We start from the raw sequence: 19,259 nt of genomic DNA, 5'->3' as shown, positions 1-19,259 counted from the left end.
ATGGTGACCCATACGGGATTCGAACCCGTGTTACCGCCGTGAAAGGGCGGTGTCTTAACCGCTTGACCAATGGGCCATATTTTGTTTTTGTAAGCTTCCAACCGGGCTCGAACCGGTGACCTCTTCCTTACCATGGAAGTGCTCTACCTGCTGAGCTATGGAAGCACTTTGGCTAACATATGAATAGAAATAATGGCTCCGCAGGTAGGACTCGAACCTACGACCGTTCGGTTAACAGCCGAATGCTCTACCACTGAGCTACTGCGGAATAATATGGTATGCCTGGCGACGTCCTACTCTCACAGGGGGAGAACCCCCAACTACCATCGGCGCTGAGAAGCTTAACTTCCGTGTTCGGTATGGGAACGGGTGTGACCTTCTCGCTATCGCCACCAGACTTTTCTCAAGACATATTTCATTATACATGTTTTTGAGATTTTTTCAAGTGTAATTTTTAAAAATTATTCCCTGAAAACTAGATTATGAAGTAAAAGAAAGAATGAGTAATCATTATTGTCCAGCTCCAACGCCTATCGCCTAGCAAACTTCCGATCATCTCCCTACGATAAGTCAACATCGATTCACTTGCGTTCATCGTGTTTCCTTTATCTCAGTCGAAGCTCCTCCAGTTTGTACGCCGATAAACAGGCGTTTCCGCTTTTCGTTTTAGTTAAGTCCTCGATCTATTAGTATCAGTCAGCTCCACATGTCGCCACGCTTCCACCTCTGACCTATCAACCTGATCATCTTTCAGGGATCTTACTAGCTTACGCTATGGGAAATCTCATCTTGAGGGGGGCTTCATGCTTAGATGCTTTCAGCACTTATCCCTTCCGCACATAGCTACCCAGCGATGCCTTTGGCAAGACAACTGGTACACCAGCGGTGCGTCCATCCCGGTCCTCTCGTACTAAGGACAGCTCCTCTCAAATTTCCTACGCCCACGACGGATAGGGACCGAACTGTCTCACGACGTTCTGAACCCAGCTCGCGTACCGCTTTAATGGGCGAACAGCCCAACCCTTGGGACCGACTACAGCCCCAGGATGCGATGAGCCGACATCGAGGTGCCAAACCTCCCCGTCGATGTGGACTCTTGGGGGAGATAAGCCTGTTATCCCCGGGGTAGCTTTTATCCGTTGAGCGATGGCCCTTCCATGCGGAACCACCGGATCACTAAGCCCGACTTTCGTCCCTGCTCGACTTGTAGGTCTCGCAGTCAAGCTCCCTTGTGCCTTTACACTCTACGAATGATTTCCAACCATTCTGAGGGAACCTTTGGGCGCCTCCGTTACTTTTTAGGAGGCGACCGCCCCAGTCAAACTGCCCACCTGACACTGTCTCCCACCCCGATAAGGGGTGCGGGTTAGAATGTCAATACAGCCAGGGTAGTATCCCACCAATGCCTCCACCGAAGCTGGCGCTCCGGCTTCCAAGGCTCCTACCTATCCTGTACAAGCTGTACCAAAATTCAATATCAGGCTGCAGTAAAGCTCCACGGGGTCTTTCCGTCCTGTCGCGGGTAACCTGCATCTTCACAGGTACTATAATTTCACCGAGTCTCTCGTTGAGACAGTGCCCAGATCGTTACACCTTTCGTGCGGGTCGGAACTTACCCGACAAGGAATTTCGCTACCTTAGGACCGTTATAGTTACGGCCGCCGTTTACTGGGGCTTCAATTCAGAGCTTCGCGCGAACGCTAACCCCTCCTCTTAACCTTCCAGCACCGGGCAGGTGTCAGCCCCTATACTTCGCCTTGCGGCTTCGCAGAGACCTGTGTTTTTGCTAAACAGTCGCCTGGGCCTATTCACTGCGGCTCTCTCGGGCTTTAACACCCAAAAGAGCACCCCTTCTCCCGAAGTTACGGGGTCATTTTGCCGAGTTCCTTAACGAGAGTTCTCTCGCTCACCTTAGGATTCTCTCCTCGCCTACCTGTGTCGGTTTGCGGTACGGGCACCATAAATCTCGCTAGAGGCTTTTCTTGGCAGTGTGGAATCAGGAACTTCGGTACTATATTTCCCTCGCCGTCACAGCTCCGCCGTATGGTAATGGGATTTGCCTCATTACCGGCCTAACTGCTTGGACGTGCTAATCCAACAGCACGCTTACCCTATCCTCCTGCGTCCCCCCATTGCTCAAACGATTTAAAGGTGGTACAGGAATATCAACCTGTTGTCCATCGCCTACGCTTTTCAGCCTCGGCTTAGGTCCCGACTAACCCTGAGCGGACGAGCCTTCCTCAGGAAACCTTAGGCATTCGGTGGATGAGATTCTCACTCATCTTTCGCTACTCATACCGGCATTCTCACTTCTAAGCGCTCCACCAGTCCTTACGGTCTAGCTTCAACGCCCTTAGAACGCTCTCCTACCACTGACATCATAGATGTCAATCCACAGCTTCGGTGATACGTTTAGCCCCGGTACATTTTCGGCGCAGAGTCACTCGACCAGTGAGCTATTACGCACTCTTTAAATGGTGGCTGCTTCTAAGCCAACATCCTGGTTGTCTAAGCAACTCCACATCCTTTTCCACTTAACGTATACTTTGGGACCTTAGCTGGTGGTCTGGGCTGTTTCCCTCTTGACCACGGATCTTATCACTCGTAGTCTGACTCCCAAGAATAAGTATTTGGCATTCGGAGTTTGTCTGAATTCGGTAACCCGATGGGGGCCCCTAGTCCAAACAGTGCTCTACCTCCAATACTCTAAATCTTGAGGCTAGCCCTAAAGCTATTTCGGAGAGAACCAGCTATCTCCAAGTTCGATTGGAATTTCTCCGCTACCCACACCTCATCCCCGCACTTTTCAACGTGCGTGGGTTCGGGCCTCCATCCAGTGTTACCTGGACTTCACCCTGGACATGGGTAGATCACCTGGTTTCGGGTCTACAACCACATACTATTTCGCCCTATTCAGACTCGCTTTCGCTGCGGCTCCGTCTTATCAACTTAACCTCGCATGTAATCGTAACTCGCCGGTTCATTCTACAAAAGGCACGCTATCACCCATAAAAGGGCTCTAACTACTTGTAGGCACACGGTTTCAGGATCTATTTCACTCCCCTTCCGGGGTGCTTTTCACCTTTCCCTCACGGTACTGGTTCACTATCGGTCACTAGGGAGTATTTAGCCTTGGGAGATGGTCCTCCCTGCTTCCGACGGGATTTCTCGTGTCCCGCCGTACTCAGGATACACTCAAGAGGGAACGAAGTTTCGACTACAGGGTTTTTACCTTCTACGACTGACCTTTCCAGATCGATTCGTCTACCCCGTTCCTTTGTAACTCCATATAGAGTGTCCTACAACCCCAAGAGGCAAGCCTCTTGGTTTGGGCTAATCCCGTTTCGCTCGCCGCTACTCAGGGAATCGCGTTTGCTTTCTCTTCCTCCGGGTACTTAGATGTTTCAGTTCCCCGGGTCTGCCTTCAGTACCCTATGTATTCAGGTAAAGATTCTATCCCATTACGGATAGAGGGTTTCCCCATTCGGAAATCTCTGGATCAAAGCTTACTTACAGCTCCCCAAAGCATATCGGTGTTAATCCCGTCCTTCATCGGCTCCTAGTGCCAAGGCATCCACCGTGCGCCCTTTCTAACTTAACTAATTGGCTTAAAAGCCTTAGTTTATTTCAATTCTTCTATTAAAATAGAGAATCTAAGATGGCGATTACTCGGTTTCTTTCTTGTTTTTACTATTCATAATCTAGTTTTCAAGGAACAATTGGCTTATTATAAGCCTACTTTTGAGGAATTGCTCCCTCAAAACTGAACAACAAATCGTCAACAATCTTTGATGGAATGTAAATTCCATTTTCCTTAGAAAGGAGGTGATCCAGCCGCACCTTCCGATACGGCTACCTTGTTACGACTTCACCCCAATCATCTATCCCACCTTAGGCGGCTGGCTCCATAAAGGTTACCCCACCGACTTCGGGTGTTACAAACTCTCGTGGTGTGACGGGCGGTGTGTACAAGGCCCGGGAACGTATTCACCGCGGCATGCTGATCCGCGATTACTAGCGATTCCAGCTTCATGTAGGCGAGTTGCAGCCTACAATCCGAACTGAGAATGGTTTTATGGGATTTGCTCGACCTCGCGGTTTTGCTGCCCTTTGTACCATCCATTGTAGCACGTGTGTAGCCCAGGTCATAAGGGGCATGATGATTTGACGTCATCCCCACCTTCCTCCGGTTTGTCACCGGCAGTCACCTTAGAGTGCCCAACTTAATGCTGGCAACTAAGATCAAGGGTTGCGCTCGTTGCGGGACTTAACCCAACATCTCACGACACGAGCTGACGACAACCATGCACCACCTGTCACTCTGTCCCCCGAAGGGGAACGTCCTATCTCTAGGAGTGTCAGAGGATGTCAAGACCTGGTAAGGTTCTTCGCGTTGCTTCGAATTAAACCACATGCTCCACCGCTTGTGCGGGCCCCCGTCAATTCCTTTGAGTTTCAGCCTTGCGGCCGTACTCCCCAGGCGGAGTGCTTAATGCGTTTGCTGCAGCACTAAAGGGCGGAAACCCTCTAACACTTAGCACTCATCGTTTACGGCGTGGACTACCAGGGTATCTAATCCTGTTTGCTCCCCACGCTTTCGCGCCTCAGCGTCAGTTACAGACCAAAGAGTCGCCTTCGCCACTGGTGTTCCTCCACATCTCTACGCATTTCACCGCTACACGTGGAATTCCACTCTTCTCTTCTGCACTCAAGTCCCCCAGTTTCCAATGACCCTCCACGGTTGAGCCGTGGGCTTTCACATCAGACTTAAAGGACCGCCTGCGCGCGCTTTACGCCCAATAATTCCGGACAACGCTTGCCACCTACGTATTACCGCGGCTGCTGGCACGTAGTTAGCCGTGGCTTTCTGGTTAGGTACCGTCAAGGTACAAGCAGTTACTCTTGTACTTGTTCTTCCCTAACAACAGAGTTTTACGATCCGAAAACCTTCATCACTCACGCGGCGTTGCTCCGTCAGACTTTCGTCCATTGCGGAAGATTCCCTACTGCTGCCTCCCGTAGGAGTCTGGGCCGTGTCTCAGTCCCAGTGTGGCCGATCACCCTCTCAGGTCGGCTACGCATCGTTGCCTTGGTGAGCCGTTACCTCACCAACTAGCTAATGCGCCGCGGGCCCATCTGTAAGTGACAGCGTAAACCGTCTTTCAGCTTTTCTACATGAGTAGAAAAGGATTATCCGGTATTAGCTCCGGTTTCCCGAAGTTATCCCAGTCTTACAGGCAGGTTGCCCACGTGTTACTCACCCGTCCGCCGCTAACTTTAAAAGCAAGCTTTTAAAGTCCGCTCGACTTGCATGTATTAGGCACGCCGCCAGCGTTCGTCCTGAGCCAGGATCAAACTCTCCAATAAAGAGTTGATTAGCTCATTGCTAAACTCTAGCTTTTTGTTACTTTTTTTGTTTTACAACTAAGTTATAAAACGATTATTGTTGACGTTTGTTTGTTCAGTTTTCAAAGAGCAATTTAATCAGTCACTCACAAAGCGACTTTATTAATTTAACACATTCTCCTTTAAGAGTCAACAACTTTTTCAACTTTCTTTTTCATTGTTTTCTCTCACGTCGAAGTGACGTTTACTAATATACCAAGATAAATAAAATTCGTCAACCGTTTTTTTATATTTTATATTTTTTCATCTAGCATCTTTTTTTCTGGAAGGATATAAGCTAAACAATCCTTTGGAGATGCAACTCTTTTTAGCAATGCAAACAAATCTTTATACCTTTCTATCATTGCTTTTTTTACGGATAAATCAATTCTTTTATCCCCTAAGTCTAGTAATATTTCGTCTAATTCCCTTTTAATTAGATATTCAACCTCTTTTACCTCTTTTTTATTTAAAAGCAAACCAATCATGACAGTCCCTCCTGATGCATAACCTTATTTTAGTCTCTGTATTATGTACTAGTTTTCCTCTTTTTATAAAAGTTTTTGTAATTATTTTTCGTTTTCCCACATAAGAATGAGACGAGCAGTAAAGTGGACGAGGTGACAAACAGATGAATTTCTTTTATGTTCTTAACAGTAAATCCTTAAAGCAATTTGCATTGATTCTTGTAGTATCTTTCTTTACAGCCTGGTTTTTATATGTAGAAAATATTGTCCAAATTCCTGTGTTTTCTTCCAAGGATGGACCAAAGGCTGTATATAAAGGGGAAAAGGGAGTTGCCCTAACCTTTAACATTGGATGGGGTGACAAAAAAGCAGAACCTATTCTTGATATTTTGAAAGAAGAAAAAGTAAACGCAACGTTTTTCCTTGCTGGATCCTGGGCAGAAAGACACCCTGATTTAGTAAACAGAATGGTAAAAGAAGGTCATGAAATTGGGATTTTAGGCTATGACTATGTTGATTACTCAGAAGTAAAAGAAGAAAAAATACGGCAAGATTTATCCAATGCGAAAACAGCATTTGAGAAATTAAAAATTGATAATATCGTTCTTGCTCGAGCCCCAACTGGTCATTTTAATCAATCTGCTTTAACCATTGCCGATCAATATAATTACACATTAGTTCACTGGAGCATTGACTCTAAGGATTGGACAAATCCTGGATCAGAACAAATTATTAAGAAAGCCGCATCTGCTAAAAAAGGGGATATTGTATTATTGCACGCTTCTGATTCAGCGAAACAAACGGCAAATGCACTACCAGAGATTATAAAGAAATTACAGAAAAAGAATTTAGAATTTGTTACTGTCTCAGAGATGATTTCTAATGCTGAATCCAAGTCAAAAGAAGTACATTAGGTATTAAGCTGTTTCTAAAAGGGTTAAACGATTAGCGTGACACCAAATTTAAGGTAGTTACTTTTAACCGTCAATTAACCCTTTTCTAAGGAACAGTTTTTTTCTTTTTTATCCCAATATCTTTTCCTTTGCATTAGGAATAAAAAACGAAAAAGAATCCATTCTACTTAATAGATATCTTTAACGAAAGAGGTAATTATCATGCTAAAAAAAGGGATTACCCTCCTACTTGTCATTTCTTTATTAAGTGGATGTTCAGATAGTGAAAGTTCTCAACAAATGGACTATGACCAAACAAAGAAAATGGTTGTAGATATACTAAAAACTGACGATGGCAAAAAAGCGATACGGGAAGTAATGGATGACGAGGAAATTAAACAAAATATAGTGATGAATGAAAAAGCAGTAACAAGTACTATAGAAAAAACACTAGTTTCCGACAAAGCGGCTGATTTTTGGCAGAAAAAATTTAAAGACCCCGAATTTGCTGAAACAATGGCAAAAAGTATGAAAACAGAAAATGAAAAATTAATAAAGGATCTCATGAAGGATCCTGGATATCGGAAAATGATGGTCGAGCTTTTGCAAGACCCTTCATTAGAAACAGAAATGAAAAACATTTTAAAAAGCACGGAATACAGAGAGCATATTGAACAAATATTGCAAGAAACAATGGAAACACCTGAATTTAAGTCCAAGTTTAAGGAAATGCTCGATAAAGCTGCAAAAGAAGCCTCTTCCTCTTTCCTGTCAGAAAAACACAAAATATAAAAGGGTACCTTCAGAAAGGAAAATATTTTCCTTTCGAAGGTACCCTTTGTTTGATAATCGACTAGATTTTAGTTTTCAACTTTATCTCCTGTCTTCTCTAGCACCTTTATTATTTGTTCAGCAATGTCTTTATATCTTCCGCCAATAGAATGAGTTTCTTGATAAACTGATGGAGCAAAATCCTCTTCATTCCAGTCCGGTTGTCCTAATGGAAGCTCTCCTAGCATCGGAACTTCTAAATCATTAGCTAACTTCTTGCCTCCACCTTTGCCAAATACATATTCTTTTTCCCCTGTTATGCTACTCTCAAAATAAGACATATTTTCAATAACACCTAGGATTTCATGTTCCGTTTTTAATGCCATCGCTCCAGCACGAGCTGCCACAAAGGCTGCAGTCGGATGCGGCGTAGTAACGATAATTTCCTTACTTGTAGGGAGCATCGTATGAACATCTAGCGCAACGTCCCCGGTGCCTGGAGGTAAATCTAAGAGCAAATAATCAAGCTCTCCCCACTCTACTTCTTCCATGAAGCTAGTCAGCATTTTACCTAACATAGGACCTCTCCAAATAATTGGCGTATTATCCTCAACAAAGAATCCCATTGAGATAACTTTCACTCCAAATCTCTCAACTGGAATAATTCGTTCATTTATTATTTCTGGTCTTTTTGTTATGCCCATCATATCCGGAACACTAAAACCATATATATCCGCATCTAATAAACCAACCTTTTTTCCTAATCTAGCTAAAGAAACTGCTAAATTCACTGAAACGGTTGATTTTCCAACTCCACCTTTTCCACTAGCAACGGCAATAAATATAGGCTTCTTTTCTGTAGATTCTGTTTCTATCATTTCGGCAACTAATGCACTTGATAGTTCGGTAAATCGTAATCCTACACTTTTTACCCCATTTTCTTTAAGCACACTAACGATTTCATTTTGCAACTCGATTTGATCAGCGGAACCAAGCTTCGCAACAGCAACCTTTAAACTTGCATGTCCTTTATCTTCATTCCATTTAACATCTTTCACTGCCCCTAATTCAAGCAATGATTTATGTAAAAAAGGATCGATCATATTCTCCACTATCTTCTCGATTTCTTCTTTTGTTATCATGACACAATCCCCTTTCTTGTTTTACTAACAGTATAGCACAAAAATAGATATCGTTTACATTCTGAAAATTCGAACGTGCATGTAAAAACATTTATTTCCCGGGAATAAAGTTAATCTGCAAAATAAAAATAGAGACATAATTAGTCTCTATTCTGCTACTTCTAGTTCTTCTTCATTTGTAAAATAACGATTAACCCCTTTATAAATGGATGCTGCAATTTTTTCTTGATAATCTTCCTTCATTAGATTTGCCTTTTCTTGTGGATTTGATAGGAAACCCACTTCTACTAACACTCCTGGCTTCTCTGCATATTTAAGTATGTATACACTCTCTAGTGGTTTCGCCTTGCGAGTAGTATTTTCTAAGTTATCAATTAACTCATCTTGAATAAATTTAGCTGCTCTGGCATTTCCTTCCATCTGAGATGAGTAAAAGGTTTGCGCGCCGCTCCATTTTGATGAAGGAATAGCGTTTAAGTGAACGCTCAAAAATAAATCCGCATCCGATTTATTGATAATATTTATCCTTTCCTTTAAATCCTCCACTTTTCTATTACGATATCCTTTTGTAGTTTCACTTGCTAAATCCTTATCTTCTTCTCTTGTCATAATGACTAATGCACCTTGCTCCTGTAAATAATCACGGAGCTTTAAAGAGACCTTTAATGCAATATCCTTTTCCAATACTTCGTTATCTCCTGCACCACCATCTGGCCCTCCATGTCCCGGATCGATAACGATTACTTTTCCGGTCAACGGTAAATTCCAGGCATCCCATGAATCATCATTCGAAAAATCAAATTGCAAAATAAAGAAAAGGAGTGCTAACCCCATGATATATATGCTTATCTTCCACTTTTTACTCACAGTCTCCCTCATTCCCCCTATGCCCGTCCTTATTCTTACTATATGGGGGAACAAGAAATTTTAGAACAGCAAGTCCTTCTTTAAAAACAATTACAAAGAAAGATGGCAACTAAATGCCATCCTTAATGAAGTCGTAGCTTTCTTCTCTTATTCGCTTTCGTAAAACCTTCCAACCACCACTCATCTACAAATTGCTCACAAAGATATAAAAGGGATTCATTTCTATTTCCTTCTTCACTGCCCCAATAAAGGAGAAAGTGGAAGAGCGTTTCTTTTAAATGTGTATCTTCTTCTCTGCATCTATTTTTAATTAGTTGAATATCTTCTCCATATTCACTAAATTTACTGTAATTTGCCCCTAATAGAAAGGCTTCGATTGCAACATCATAACAAGCCTCTTCTATTCCCGAGTTCATTAAAACGCTTGAAGTCAGGTTAGAGGAACCAAAGTAGCGAGCTACCTTTTCTTTTAACTCTTTAATAGATATTTCCTTTAGGACAGCTTTTTCGTATTTTATTTGTTTTTCGCGTTTTTTTATATCAAAGCTTGTAATGACTGCCAATTGATTTCACCTCTTGTTGTTATTTTTCAACCAACAGGAAGTGAGCATACTAGCCCAACAAGCCTTTTACTATCCAATTGAAAGAATAGTTGCTATTTGAGTGTTTTCTTACCATTTTTCATCTCGTATATATACCACCTAAATAACTATAAAAGTCTGATCATCACAGACAAAAAACTCTCCTTAAACTCAAGGAAAGTTTTATGTACCTATCTTATTTGCCCATTACCACTCATCATGTATTTTACCGTCGAAAGCGCAGGAAGTCCCATTGGTCCACGCGCATGAAGTTTCTGTGTAGAAATTCCAATTTCTGCACCAAATCCTAATGCTCCTCCATCAGTAAATCTTGTTGATGCATTATGATAAAGGGCAGCAGCATCTGTTAACTGCATAAATTTCCTTGCTGTTTTTTGATTCTCTGTAATAATCGCCTCAGAATGTTTCGTACCGTACCGATCAATATGTTCTACTGCCTCTTCTAAACTATTCACTGTTTTTACGGCAATTTCTAAGCTTAAATACTCTTCAGCCCAATCCTTTTCTGTGGCTGGTATTACATCAGGCAATTCCTTACATGCTATTTCATCCCCATGAATAAGAATGCCATTCGCTAATAGCGTTTGAGCTAGCTCCAATTTATATTTAGCTAGAAATTCCTGATGAATGATTAACGTTTCAGCAGCATTACATACCGCAGGTCGATCCGTTTTCGCATTGACAATAATATCGAGAGCTTTTTTCAAGTCCGCTTCTTTATCTACATAAAGATGGCAATTCCCTACACCTGTTTCAAGCACTGGAACGGTTGCATTTTCCACCACGGTTTGAATAAGAGAACTTCCTCCTCTTGGAATAAGTACATCTATATGCTCTTTCATCGTAAATAATTGTTTTGTCGCTTTTCGATCCGTTGAAGAAATAAATTGGACAGCCTCTTTTGGAATCGCTGTTTTCACCAATGCTTCATGGATAACCTCAACAATCGCCTTATTAGAATGAATGGCGGAAGATCCTCCTTTTAAGATGATGGCATTTCCCGACTTAAGGGCTAGCCCTGTCGCATCAACTGTAACATTAGGGCGAGACTCATAGATCATACCGATAACACCAAGGGGAACACGTATTGTTTCCACTTTAAGACCATTATCTAATGTCCAATTAGATAAAACATCCCCTACCGGATCAGGAAGCTTTGCCACTACTCGAAGCCCTTCAGCAAAATCCTTTATTCTGCTTTCATATAGAGCCAAGCGATCCATAAAGGCTTTCTCAAATCCACTCTCTTTGCCATTTTGCAAATCTTTTTCATTGGCTTCCAAAATAAAGGCTAACCGTCTTACTAACTCGTCTGCAATCACCATTAACGCTTCATTTTTTTCCGTTGTATGAAGAATACTAAGTTTTTTCGCTGCCTTTTTCGCAGCGATTGCTTGCTTTTCAACTATTGGGTTACCTTCTACTATAGATGTCACTCATCTGCCTCCTCTTTTTATACAACCTCTGATGTTATATAGTTACGAGAATAAACAAAGGTTGATTGCTCGACTGCAATATGTTCGTTTTCAGTCTTTTCTTGTAGATCTAAGTAAGTATAATTTACCCTACCTAACCCGATTTCTTCTTGATGTTCATCTACAATTCTCACAACCGCTCCCTGGTCAAATCGTCCATCCACCTGCACAATATTTTCTATAAGTAGATCCAGATGTTTTTCAATCATAGCCTCTTTTCCTTTAGCACTAACAATAATTTTCCCCTCTGGTCCAGAATGGAAAGCAATCCATTGCTGTTCATCGCATAAATTATACGCATTTTGCTTTTGTCTAAAATAAGTTCCTTTTGCAGTACCCTTTACCGCATCCATTAATATGTTGGGTTTACCTGCTCTTCCTAAAAAAGCATCTATGCCAGAAGCTAATGCAATTTTCATTGCTGCAATTTTAGACTTCATTCCACCTGTTCCCACTTCACTATTTGCCCCGCCTGCTGAAGACTCAATTTCAGAAGTAATAGTTTGAACCTCTTCCAGCATCTTTGCTTGTGGGTTCCTATGCGGATTATCGGTATACAATCCATCTACATCTGATAAGATAATGAGTTGGTCCCCATGAATAAGAGCTGCTACTTTAGCCGAAAGTGTGTCGTTGTCCCCAAATTTCAAACGATCAATTGTCACCGTATCATTTTCATTAATGATCGGAATAATTCCTCTATTTAATAATACATTTAACGTATTTTTCATATTGGTATATCGCTTTTCATCCGCAAAATCACCTCTTGTGATTAATATTTGGGAAGCAACGTATCCATGAGATAAAAAGAGTTCTGAGTAAGATTCCATTAATAGGCCTTGACCGATTGATGCCGCTGCCTGTTTTTCTGGAAGCGAGGTTGGACGCTTTATACACCCCAGCTTTCGATACCCTGCAGCTACCGCACCTGAGGAAACCACTGCTACTTCATAACCAGCATCCTTTAGCTCCACAATTTGCTCTACTAATTTCTCGAGTTTTTTGCGACTTATTTCTCCATGCATGCTAGTTAGGGAACTGCTTCCAATCTTAATTACAACTCTTTTTATCTGTTTATCTTGCTCTTGCAAATCCTCTGTTAACATTCTATTCCTCCTATTTTTCCATTAAGAATTTAATTTTGCACCACCAAGCTCCACGCTTATTTGTTGGGACCGACTTGCTGCATGTTTGATTGCTTGGGATATGGCCTCACCGCCTTTATAATCTGCTAAAGCTTTTAAGCCAGAGGCGGTTGTTCCATTTGGTGAAGTTACATTTTCTCTTAGGATAGTAGGTGATGTTCCTTTTTCCATTACCATTTTCGCTGCTCCATAAACAGTTTGTGACACGATTTCTCTAATTAGTTCTTTTGGCATCCCATATTGCAAACCAACAGACTCCATATGTTCCATCAAGTAATAAAAGTATGCCGGTCCACTTCCTGCAATTCCAGTAAAGAGGTCCATCTGCTCTTCTTCTATCACAAAGACTTTTCCTAAACATTGAAGCAACTCTTTTACCGCTTCGATGTTTTCTGGTTTGGTGTGTTGCCCACTTGTTAAAGCTGTTGCCGATTGCTGTACCATACTTGAAGTATTTGGCATCACACGAATCACTTGCTGTCCTTCCTGTAAATGGTCTTCCATGAAAGTTGTTGTTATACCAGCTAATACAGAAATTACTACTTGATTTAGATTTAGCTTATCCTTTAACGACCGAAATGCTTCTCTCGCTCCTTTCGGCTTCATTGCCAAAATAAACAAATCAATTTCCTTGTATGGTAATAGTTCTTTTTGAAGAGTTCTTACTTCATATTTATTCGCTAATTCTTGTAAACGATCATTATTACTATTATTGGTTACTATTATTTGGTTGGAGGGAAGTTTCTCAGCTTGAATAGCCCCAGCGATCATTGCTTCTGCCATCGAGCCCGCCCCTATAAATGCTACTGTCTTTCCCTTTAACATCCACATCCTCCTAAATTTTCATTTTCTCTCTACATTCACTTTAGAACATTTCTTATCGTAACATGCTCAAATTTTGTTTCAAGGGGAGAGAGTCAATTGATGAGTATAGGGGCGAGATAGTGAAAAGGATGTAACATTAATTACCTAAGTTCATCTAAAACGGGTTAATCCTGTTTCTCGGCATGAGAAGAGGAATTACAGATTTTAACCAAATTCTTGAGTGACACCATCTGACATATACTATCAAATATCGATTTCGCTTCTTTACTTGACGAATTTTATTTTTATTAAAAAATAAAAAACTCCCAAAGAATTGAGAGTCTTCCCTATAAAAACCAATGGCAATGCAAGGATACAAATCGATTGTTGCCTTTATTCTTTAATCCCATTAATAGGAAAATACATTTTAAGAATAAACCACTTATCCTGTAGCTCCGCTTCCATTTTCCCATCCATCTTTTCAACTAATTTTTTTGATAAATAAAGACCTAACCCACTTGCTTCCGTGTTAGTTCTACTACTGACCTCTGTATAGAAACGCATAAAGACTTTTTCTATTGCAACTTTACTATCTCGTTTGATATCGTTTTTGATGCATAAAACAAGGAAGTCTTTTTCCATATCATAGCTAATGATAGCTGTACTTTTGGCATAACGAAGTATATTTTGAATAATATTATGAAGGACACGTGTAACCATTAATTTGTCCGCAATAATTTTTCTATCCTTTCTTTCATCAGGAAATTGGAGTTCGATTTTCTTCTCCTCCAATTGCTCATAAAAGGATAAAAAGATTTCTTCCACTAAATTAGATAGAGAAATGGATGTTAATACTATTTCTTTTTGATTTGTTTCAATACGGGCTAAATCATAAAAGTGTTCCGTCATTTCAATCAGTCTTTTTACAGATTGTTCGATAATCGCTACATAGTGTTTCCGTCGCGTCTCATCATTAGTCTCATGTAAAAGTTGCACATAGCCATTAATAGATGTGAGCGGTGTCCGCAAGTCATGAGAGAGCCCCGCTATCGATAACTTCACATTTTCTTCCATCTGTTTCGCTTGACGATTCTTATCTTCAAACATATTAATCATAAGATTCAATTCATCTACTAACTCTAATAAAGTTTTTTCCCGGAAATCGAGAGAGAGTCTACTTCCAAAACTGGCACGAGAGGGAAGGTTATGGACGTCCTGTTTCAACTTTCGCAGTTCTCTTTTTAAAAAGTAAAGATAAAAAAGAAGCGCCAATGTTAGTAAGAAAAATACCCAGCCCCACATAACATTCACACCTCCTTTGTTAGTCAAATTTGAAGCCTATGCCCCATATTGTTTTAATATAATTTGTATCTCTTAAGTTGAGCTTATTTCGCAAATTACTGATATGCATATTAATCGTTTTATCACTATCAAAATATGGTTCATCCCAAACACTTTCATAAATATTGGCACGACTAAACACTTTTTGGGGATTTTCTAAAAAAAGTAAAAGTATTGCATATTCACGTCCAGTAAGGTGAATAATTTGATCATTTAGTTTTACTTCACGTGTATCCAAATCAATGCTGATGTTCTTGTATTGAATTTCTTTCTTATTATCATCTGAAGTCTTGATTGCATGACGTAACTGAATGTGAATCCTTGCAAGTAGCTCCTTCACATCAAATGGTTTTGTCAAATAATCATCCGCTCCACTTGTCAAAAGCTCTAACTTCGTATCTTGATCATTTTTAGCTGAAATCACTATTACAGGAATGTTTGTCTTATGCCGAATTTGTTGAAGAAATTCTTCCCCATTCATACCTGGAAGCATTAAATCTAATAAGATTAAATCTATTTGGGCTTGTTCGAATAGTAATTTCCCTTCAGTCCCTGAATATGCGCTAAGTGTATTAAAACCATTCAATTCCAATGCTTCTTTTATAAGTGAATGAATGGCCATATCGTCTTCCATAATTAATATTGTTGCCATATCTACCTACCTACTTTATGTCTGCTCGTTTAAACAGAAGGATGCCTATAATGGATGTAATCACGATTGTGATGATACTAACTACTATCATCTCTGGGTATTTTACAATATCTGCTGGTTTTGCGAAATCAGAGTAAAACAAGAAGGATTCTGAAAACCAGAATGTTAATTGCTTAAAATGCTCGGTTTGTTGAAAAATCCCAGCCCCAAAACCTGTTGCTATCGTATAAAGAAAACTCCATATTAGAGAAACTGCACTGTTTTTTGTTAAAAAACTAATCATGACATAGATAGATACGTTTGACAAAATTAGAAAATAAAGTGTAATGAAAGCTTTTATAGCAAACCAAAGATAATTGCTAATTTCTGCTACCTCTCCAAAGCCAAACACAACGGAAAAGCCTATTATACCAAATACAGTCATTAATATGACACCAACAAGGGTAAGTAGTGCAGCAACCACCAATTTTGTCATATAATAATAGGTCCGACTTCGCCCTAAAGACAATGCATTTCGAATCGTCCCTTTTTGAAATTCTTCCCCAATAAAAAAACAAATAAAAGCACTTATAACCAGTAAAACGGTCAATCCGTTTTTCTCCATCATTAAAATTCCTGTCGCTCCATTGATCACTGTATCAATGGTTTGATTGAGCTGAGCCCCATTATTAACAGAAATTTTACTATTCACTACTTGCAAAATAGGAAGTATAGATAAAATCCCAAGGACAATCCATAATTTTTTACTTCGAACTAACTTAATTTTTTCAGCTGTTAAGAGATTAAGCATGGATAGTTCCTCCTGTTAATTGTAAAAAATAATCTTCAAGCTTTTGTCTTGTTGTTCCTATTCTCGAAACGTTCACATTAGCTAATACTAGTGAACGGTTAATAGAAGCTACATCCTCTAAGCGTTCATAAATATTAATCTCCGTTCCATTTACAACTTCGTATTCCTTTATCCCCATTTTATCTAGTACAACAACTGCTTTATGAATCTCGCTTGTTTCTAACTCAATATATTGACGAGTTTCAGAAGCTAATTGCTCTCTTGAAAGCTCACTAATGAGTTTCCCCTTATGCAAAATCCCATAATGGTTGGCAATCTGTGATAGTTCATCAAGCAAATGTGAAGAGAGTAAGACAGTAATCCCTCGATCTTTCACCAATCGTTGAATGATTTCGCGCATCTCCACAATCCCTGATGGATCAAGACCGTTTGTCGGCTCGTCTAATATTAAGAATTCAGGATTTGTAATCAGAGTTGATGCAATTGCTAAACGTTGGCGCATCCCTAATGAGAAATTTTTAACCTTCTTCTTCCCTGTATCTTCAAGGCTCATCAAGCGAAGTAAATTATCTATTTCTCGTTCACTTACGCCACCGTTTGCTGCTTGTACTCTCAGATTTTCTCGAGCTGTTAAGTCAGGATAAAGTGCTGGTGTTTCAATCGATTGACCCATTTTTCTTCTTGCATGTTGCAATCCCTTCGTGCTGCTTTCGCCAAATAGCTCAATGTCACCCTCATCAATTGAGATTAACCCCATAACAGTACGCATAAATGTCGATTTTCCCGCACCATTTTCCCCAATTAAACCGTATATCATCCCACGCTTAATTTCGATTGATACTTTATCAAGCGCTTTGTGTTTTCCATATATTTTTGAAACATTCATTGCTTTAAGAATTGTTTCTGACATAACCATTCTTCCTTTCAATGTTGATTGATATAGAATAAGGGATAGATATAAATAATTTGCCTAGAAAAGTATAAAGAAAGTATAAAGAATGAGAACTAGCTCTAATTACATTGATTTTTAATATGTTTTTCAACACTTTTTTATTTTGCTCCGTTTTGCATTAAAAAAAGCGGACTAATCATTCTAGTCCACTTCTCCATTTAATTTTATACTACATCTGTATCTTTCTTTTTATAAATTATTCCTACCTTGCTTATTCCAATCAAAAAACTAAAATAACCTCTAAGACAAATATATTCAGGAACTTCGTCTCTCTATTTATCATACCTTAATTGAAAAAGCTCGTAATAACGTTCTTTTTCTAATCCTTCATATTCTAAATCAAAGTTAAACAACTCCAATGTTTCTTGATTCATTTCTCCCACATTAAATGGTACATCATGTTCCAGTGCTAGTTTCTTAATCGCAATCGTCTCTTCTAAACCAGTCTTCGTCAACATCGAAAAACGATACACTACTTCTTTTTGGTGACTCGGATAAAACGTCACTTCCCAAACAAACCTCATCTCGTCGGATGTATTAGATAAGCTTGCATAATGAACATAAGGTTCCAAATATACGCTTTCTATTTCATCATAAGGAATGATCTGCCTTTCACCCTTCCAGTTACTTGATACCAATCCCTTTTCTTCATGTACACCTCTATAATCAGAGAACATAAAATAATGGAAACCAATCAAGAAAATAATCGTTCCGATAATAATGGAATTTAATAGCCCTTTTCGCTTTAAATCCGGATAAAGAAATCGAGCACCAAATAGAAAAATCAAAATAACAACAAAGCCCCCGAGAGAAAATTCTCCTAACTTCCCAGACGAAGGTTCATAAAGGACAAATTTTTCATCTATAAATGTCGTTTCTTTTAAATCATCATAGAATATATTCAAATAAATTAGTACAGGGATGATAAAGAAGAAGAAGAGATAGTTGGCTATCCAGCGCTTTCCTTGCTGTTTAAATTTAGCCTTCGAAGTTCTGATCATTTGACCGCAAATATATAGAGGAACACTAATAATTCACAACACGATATTAGCAAAGATAATATCCTGAGGAAAAGCGATTGCACAGAAAAGACCCAATAATAAACTAAAAGCTATAATGACTATCCCAACAAATTTCCTCATGTTATCCCTCCACTTTAACGATAATGGTTATCTTCTTTACACATAGGTACTTACAACCTAAATTCCATTTCTTTTTATACGTCGTACCATATAAATGGTTTCATTTTGTTACATCAACATATTGCGGCAAGTTCCAAAAGTATCTTGAACCATAAATGATAATGCCTAAAATGGGAACAAAAGAAACTTTATTACATAAAAAAAGACCCTCTCCATAAATATGGAAAGAGCCTTTGAAACGCCACAAATTAACGTTTTGAGAACTGAGGTGCACGACGAGCGCCTTTAAGACCGTATTTTTTACGTTCTTTCATATGTGCAGATAATATAAAGAAACACAAAACCAAACAGTTCCTGTCACATCAAGGTTTGTCCACTTTTATTCTCTAAAAGGAAAACAGAATAATATACAATTCTATATGTTTAGTGGTCAGATTGTGGTCAAAGAAACAGGGTGCCTCAAATAAAATGGGGCATCCATTTACGCATATTATTACATCATGCCGCCCATTCATGTTTAAATAAAATATTAAAAAAATAGGATAAAAAAAGACTATATATCAATATTTTGCAAGGATCCAAAACAATAATTTTAAATGGGACATTATCAAGTCGAGGACAAGCTCGAGGACAGAAAAAGCCCTTCCACTATCCAATGAATTAAATATTAGAAAGCTGACGTTGAACATTCTATTGTTCCGAAGAGACTTTGACGAACAGAAGATTAACACCTAAGTAATGTAAAAGGCACGTAGCTCCCTCAAGTATATCTTTAAACACTTCCGATAAAGGTCGCTCTTCTAGTTTAAAGTAAGCAGCATCCCCCTTTCG

General features: G+C 39.7%; 14 protein-coding genes, 3 tRNA genes, 3 rRNA genes and 1 pseudogene. 2 read left to right on the top strand and 19 right to left on the bottom strand.

The genetic code is table 11. The features are described 5' to 3' along the window. Position 1: 1 nt before the first annotated feature. The 7 genes from NYE52_RS01060 to NYE52_RS01030 all read right to left on the bottom strand — a co-directional run bounded on the left by NYE52_RS01060 (position 2) and on the right by NYE52_RS01030 (position 5,873). Positions 2 to 76, bottom strand: a tRNA-Glu gene (locus NYE52_RS01060). A 16-nt stretch (positions 77 to 92) separates the two neighbouring features. Next, positions 93 to 165 (bottom strand) — tRNA-Thr (locus NYE52_RS01055). A gap of 28 nt (positions 166 to 193) precedes the next feature. Beyond that, positions 194 to 268: transfer RNA gene (locus NYE52_RS01050), tRNA-Asn, on the bottom strand. A 12-nt stretch (positions 269 to 280) separates the two neighbouring features. Continuing rightward, a 5S ribosomal RNA gene (rrf, locus tag NYE52_RS01045) occupies positions 281 to 397 on the bottom strand. Positions 398 to 666: 269 nt separating this feature from the next. After that, positions 667 to 3,601: ribosomal RNA gene (locus NYE52_RS01040) — 23S ribosomal RNA — on the bottom strand. Positions 3,602 to 3,818: 217 nt separating this feature from the next. Next, positions 3,819 to 5,367 (bottom strand): 16S ribosomal RNA (locus NYE52_RS01035). The 16S, 23S and 5S rRNA genes sit together here with 3 tRNA genes alongside, the layout of an rRNA operon. Positions 5,368 to 5,639: 272 nt before the next feature. Beyond that, entirely contained in the window at positions 5,640 to 5,873 is a 234-nt protein-coding gene (locus NYE52_RS01030; protein ID WP_341191374.1) for a hypothetical protein, read from the bottom strand. Positions 5,874 to 6,016: 143 nt separating this feature from the next. Here NYE52_RS01030 and pdaB point away from each other — a divergent pair, with 143 nt between their 5' ends. Beyond that, complete coding sequence (pdaB, locus tag NYE52_RS01025) at positions 6,017 to 6,766, top strand: polysaccharide deacetylase family sporulation protein PdaB (RefSeq protein ID WP_341191373.1); 750 nt, start codon at positions 6,017 to 6,019, stop codon at positions 6,764 to 6,766. Between the two features lie 201 nt (positions 6,767 to 6,967). Continuing rightward, positions 6,968 to 7,537, top strand: a complete 570-nt coding sequence (gene gerD, locus NYE52_RS01020; RefSeq protein ID WP_341191372.1) for a spore germination lipoprotein GerD — start codon at positions 6,968 to 6,970, stop codon at positions 7,535 to 7,537. A 68-nt stretch (positions 7,538 to 7,605) separates the two neighbouring features. Here gerD and NYE52_RS01015 read toward each other — a convergent pair whose 3' ends face one another. The 12 genes and pseudogenes from NYE52_RS01015 to rpsI all read right to left on the bottom strand — a co-directional run. Then, the gene (locus tag NYE52_RS01015; protein ID WP_341191371.1) at positions 7,606 to 8,658 is read right to left on the bottom strand and encodes an Mrp/NBP35 family ATP-binding protein; all 1,053 of its coding nucleotides are present in this window, start codon (positions 8,656 to 8,658) and stop codon (positions 7,606 to 7,608) included. 147 nt (positions 8,659 to 8,805) lie between these two features. Further along, complete coding sequence (cwlD, locus tag NYE52_RS01010) at positions 8,806 to 9,525, bottom strand: N-acetylmuramoyl-L-alanine amidase CwlD (protein WP_341191370.1); 720 nt, start codon at positions 9,523 to 9,525, stop codon at positions 8,806 to 8,808. A 122-nt stretch (positions 9,526 to 9,647) separates the two neighbouring features. Beyond that, a complete protein-coding gene (locus tag NYE52_RS01005) occupies positions 9,648 to 10,088 on the bottom strand; it encodes a DUF2521 family protein (RefSeq protein WP_341191369.1) in 441 nt (146 codons plus the stop codon). A gap of 209 nt (positions 10,089 to 10,297) precedes the next feature. After that, positions 10,298 to 11,563 carry a glutamate-5-semialdehyde dehydrogenase gene (locus tag NYE52_RS01000; protein ID WP_341191368.1) on the bottom strand — a complete coding sequence of 422 codons (1,266 nt, stop codon included), beginning with the start codon at positions 11,561 to 11,563 and terminating at the stop codon, positions 10,298 to 10,300. Between the two features lie 17 nt (positions 11,564 to 11,580). After that, positions 11,581 to 12,708 carry a glutamate 5-kinase gene (gene proB, locus NYE52_RS00995; protein WP_341191367.1) on the bottom strand — a complete coding sequence of 376 codons (1,128 nt, stop codon included), beginning with the start codon at positions 12,706 to 12,708 and terminating at the stop codon, positions 11,581 to 11,583. 21 nt (positions 12,709 to 12,729) lie between these two features. Then, positions 12,730 to 13,572 (bottom strand): pyrroline-5-carboxylate reductase, encoded by an 843-nt coding sequence (gene proC, locus NYE52_RS00990; RefSeq protein WP_341191366.1) that lies wholly within the window; start codon positions 13,570 to 13,572, stop codon positions 12,730 to 12,732. 372 nt (positions 13,573 to 13,944) lie between these two features. Next, positions 13,945 to 14,853 carry a sensor histidine kinase gene (locus tag NYE52_RS00985; protein ID WP_341195082.1) on the bottom strand — a complete coding sequence of 303 codons (909 nt, stop codon included), beginning with the start codon at positions 14,851 to 14,853 and terminating at the stop codon, positions 13,945 to 13,947. Between the two features lie 19 nt (positions 14,854 to 14,872). Further along, on the bottom strand, positions 14,873 to 15,544 hold the full coding sequence (locus NYE52_RS00980; RefSeq protein WP_341191365.1) for a response regulator transcription factor: 672 nt from the start codon (positions 15,542 to 15,544) through the stop codon (positions 14,873 to 14,875). Between the two features lie 10 nt (positions 15,545 to 15,554). Then, the gene (locus NYE52_RS00975) at positions 15,555 to 16,334 is read right to left on the bottom strand and encodes an ABC transporter permease (RefSeq protein WP_341191364.1); all 780 of its coding nucleotides are present in this window, start codon (positions 16,332 to 16,334) and stop codon (positions 15,555 to 15,557) included. Continuing rightward, positions 16,327 to 17,244 (bottom strand): ATP-binding cassette domain-containing protein, encoded by a 918-nt coding sequence (locus tag NYE52_RS00970; protein ID WP_341191363.1) that lies wholly within the window; start codon positions 17,242 to 17,244, stop codon positions 16,327 to 16,329. Before NYE52_RS00970 ends, NYE52_RS00975 begins: the two co-directional genes overlap by 8 nt. Positions 17,245 to 17,558: 314 nt before the next feature. Further along, a complete protein-coding gene (locus tag NYE52_RS00965) occupies positions 17,559 to 18,287 on the bottom strand; it encodes a hypothetical protein (RefSeq protein WP_031539605.1) in 729 nt (242 codons plus the stop codon). A 389-nt stretch (positions 18,288 to 18,676) separates the two neighbouring features. Then, positions 18,677 to 18,748, bottom strand: a pseudogene (rpsI, locus tag NYE52_RS00960) (30S ribosomal protein S9); the annotation flags it as partial. Positions 18,749 to 19,259 lie beyond the last annotated feature (511 nt).

This window comes from Niallia sp. FSL W8-0635, from assembly GCF_038007965.1.
GTDB lineage: Bacteria > Bacillota > Bacilli > Bacillales > Cytobacillaceae > Niallia.
Note: the sequence above shows the minus strand (reverse complement) of the source record. Positions and strands in the feature narration are given on the sequence as shown.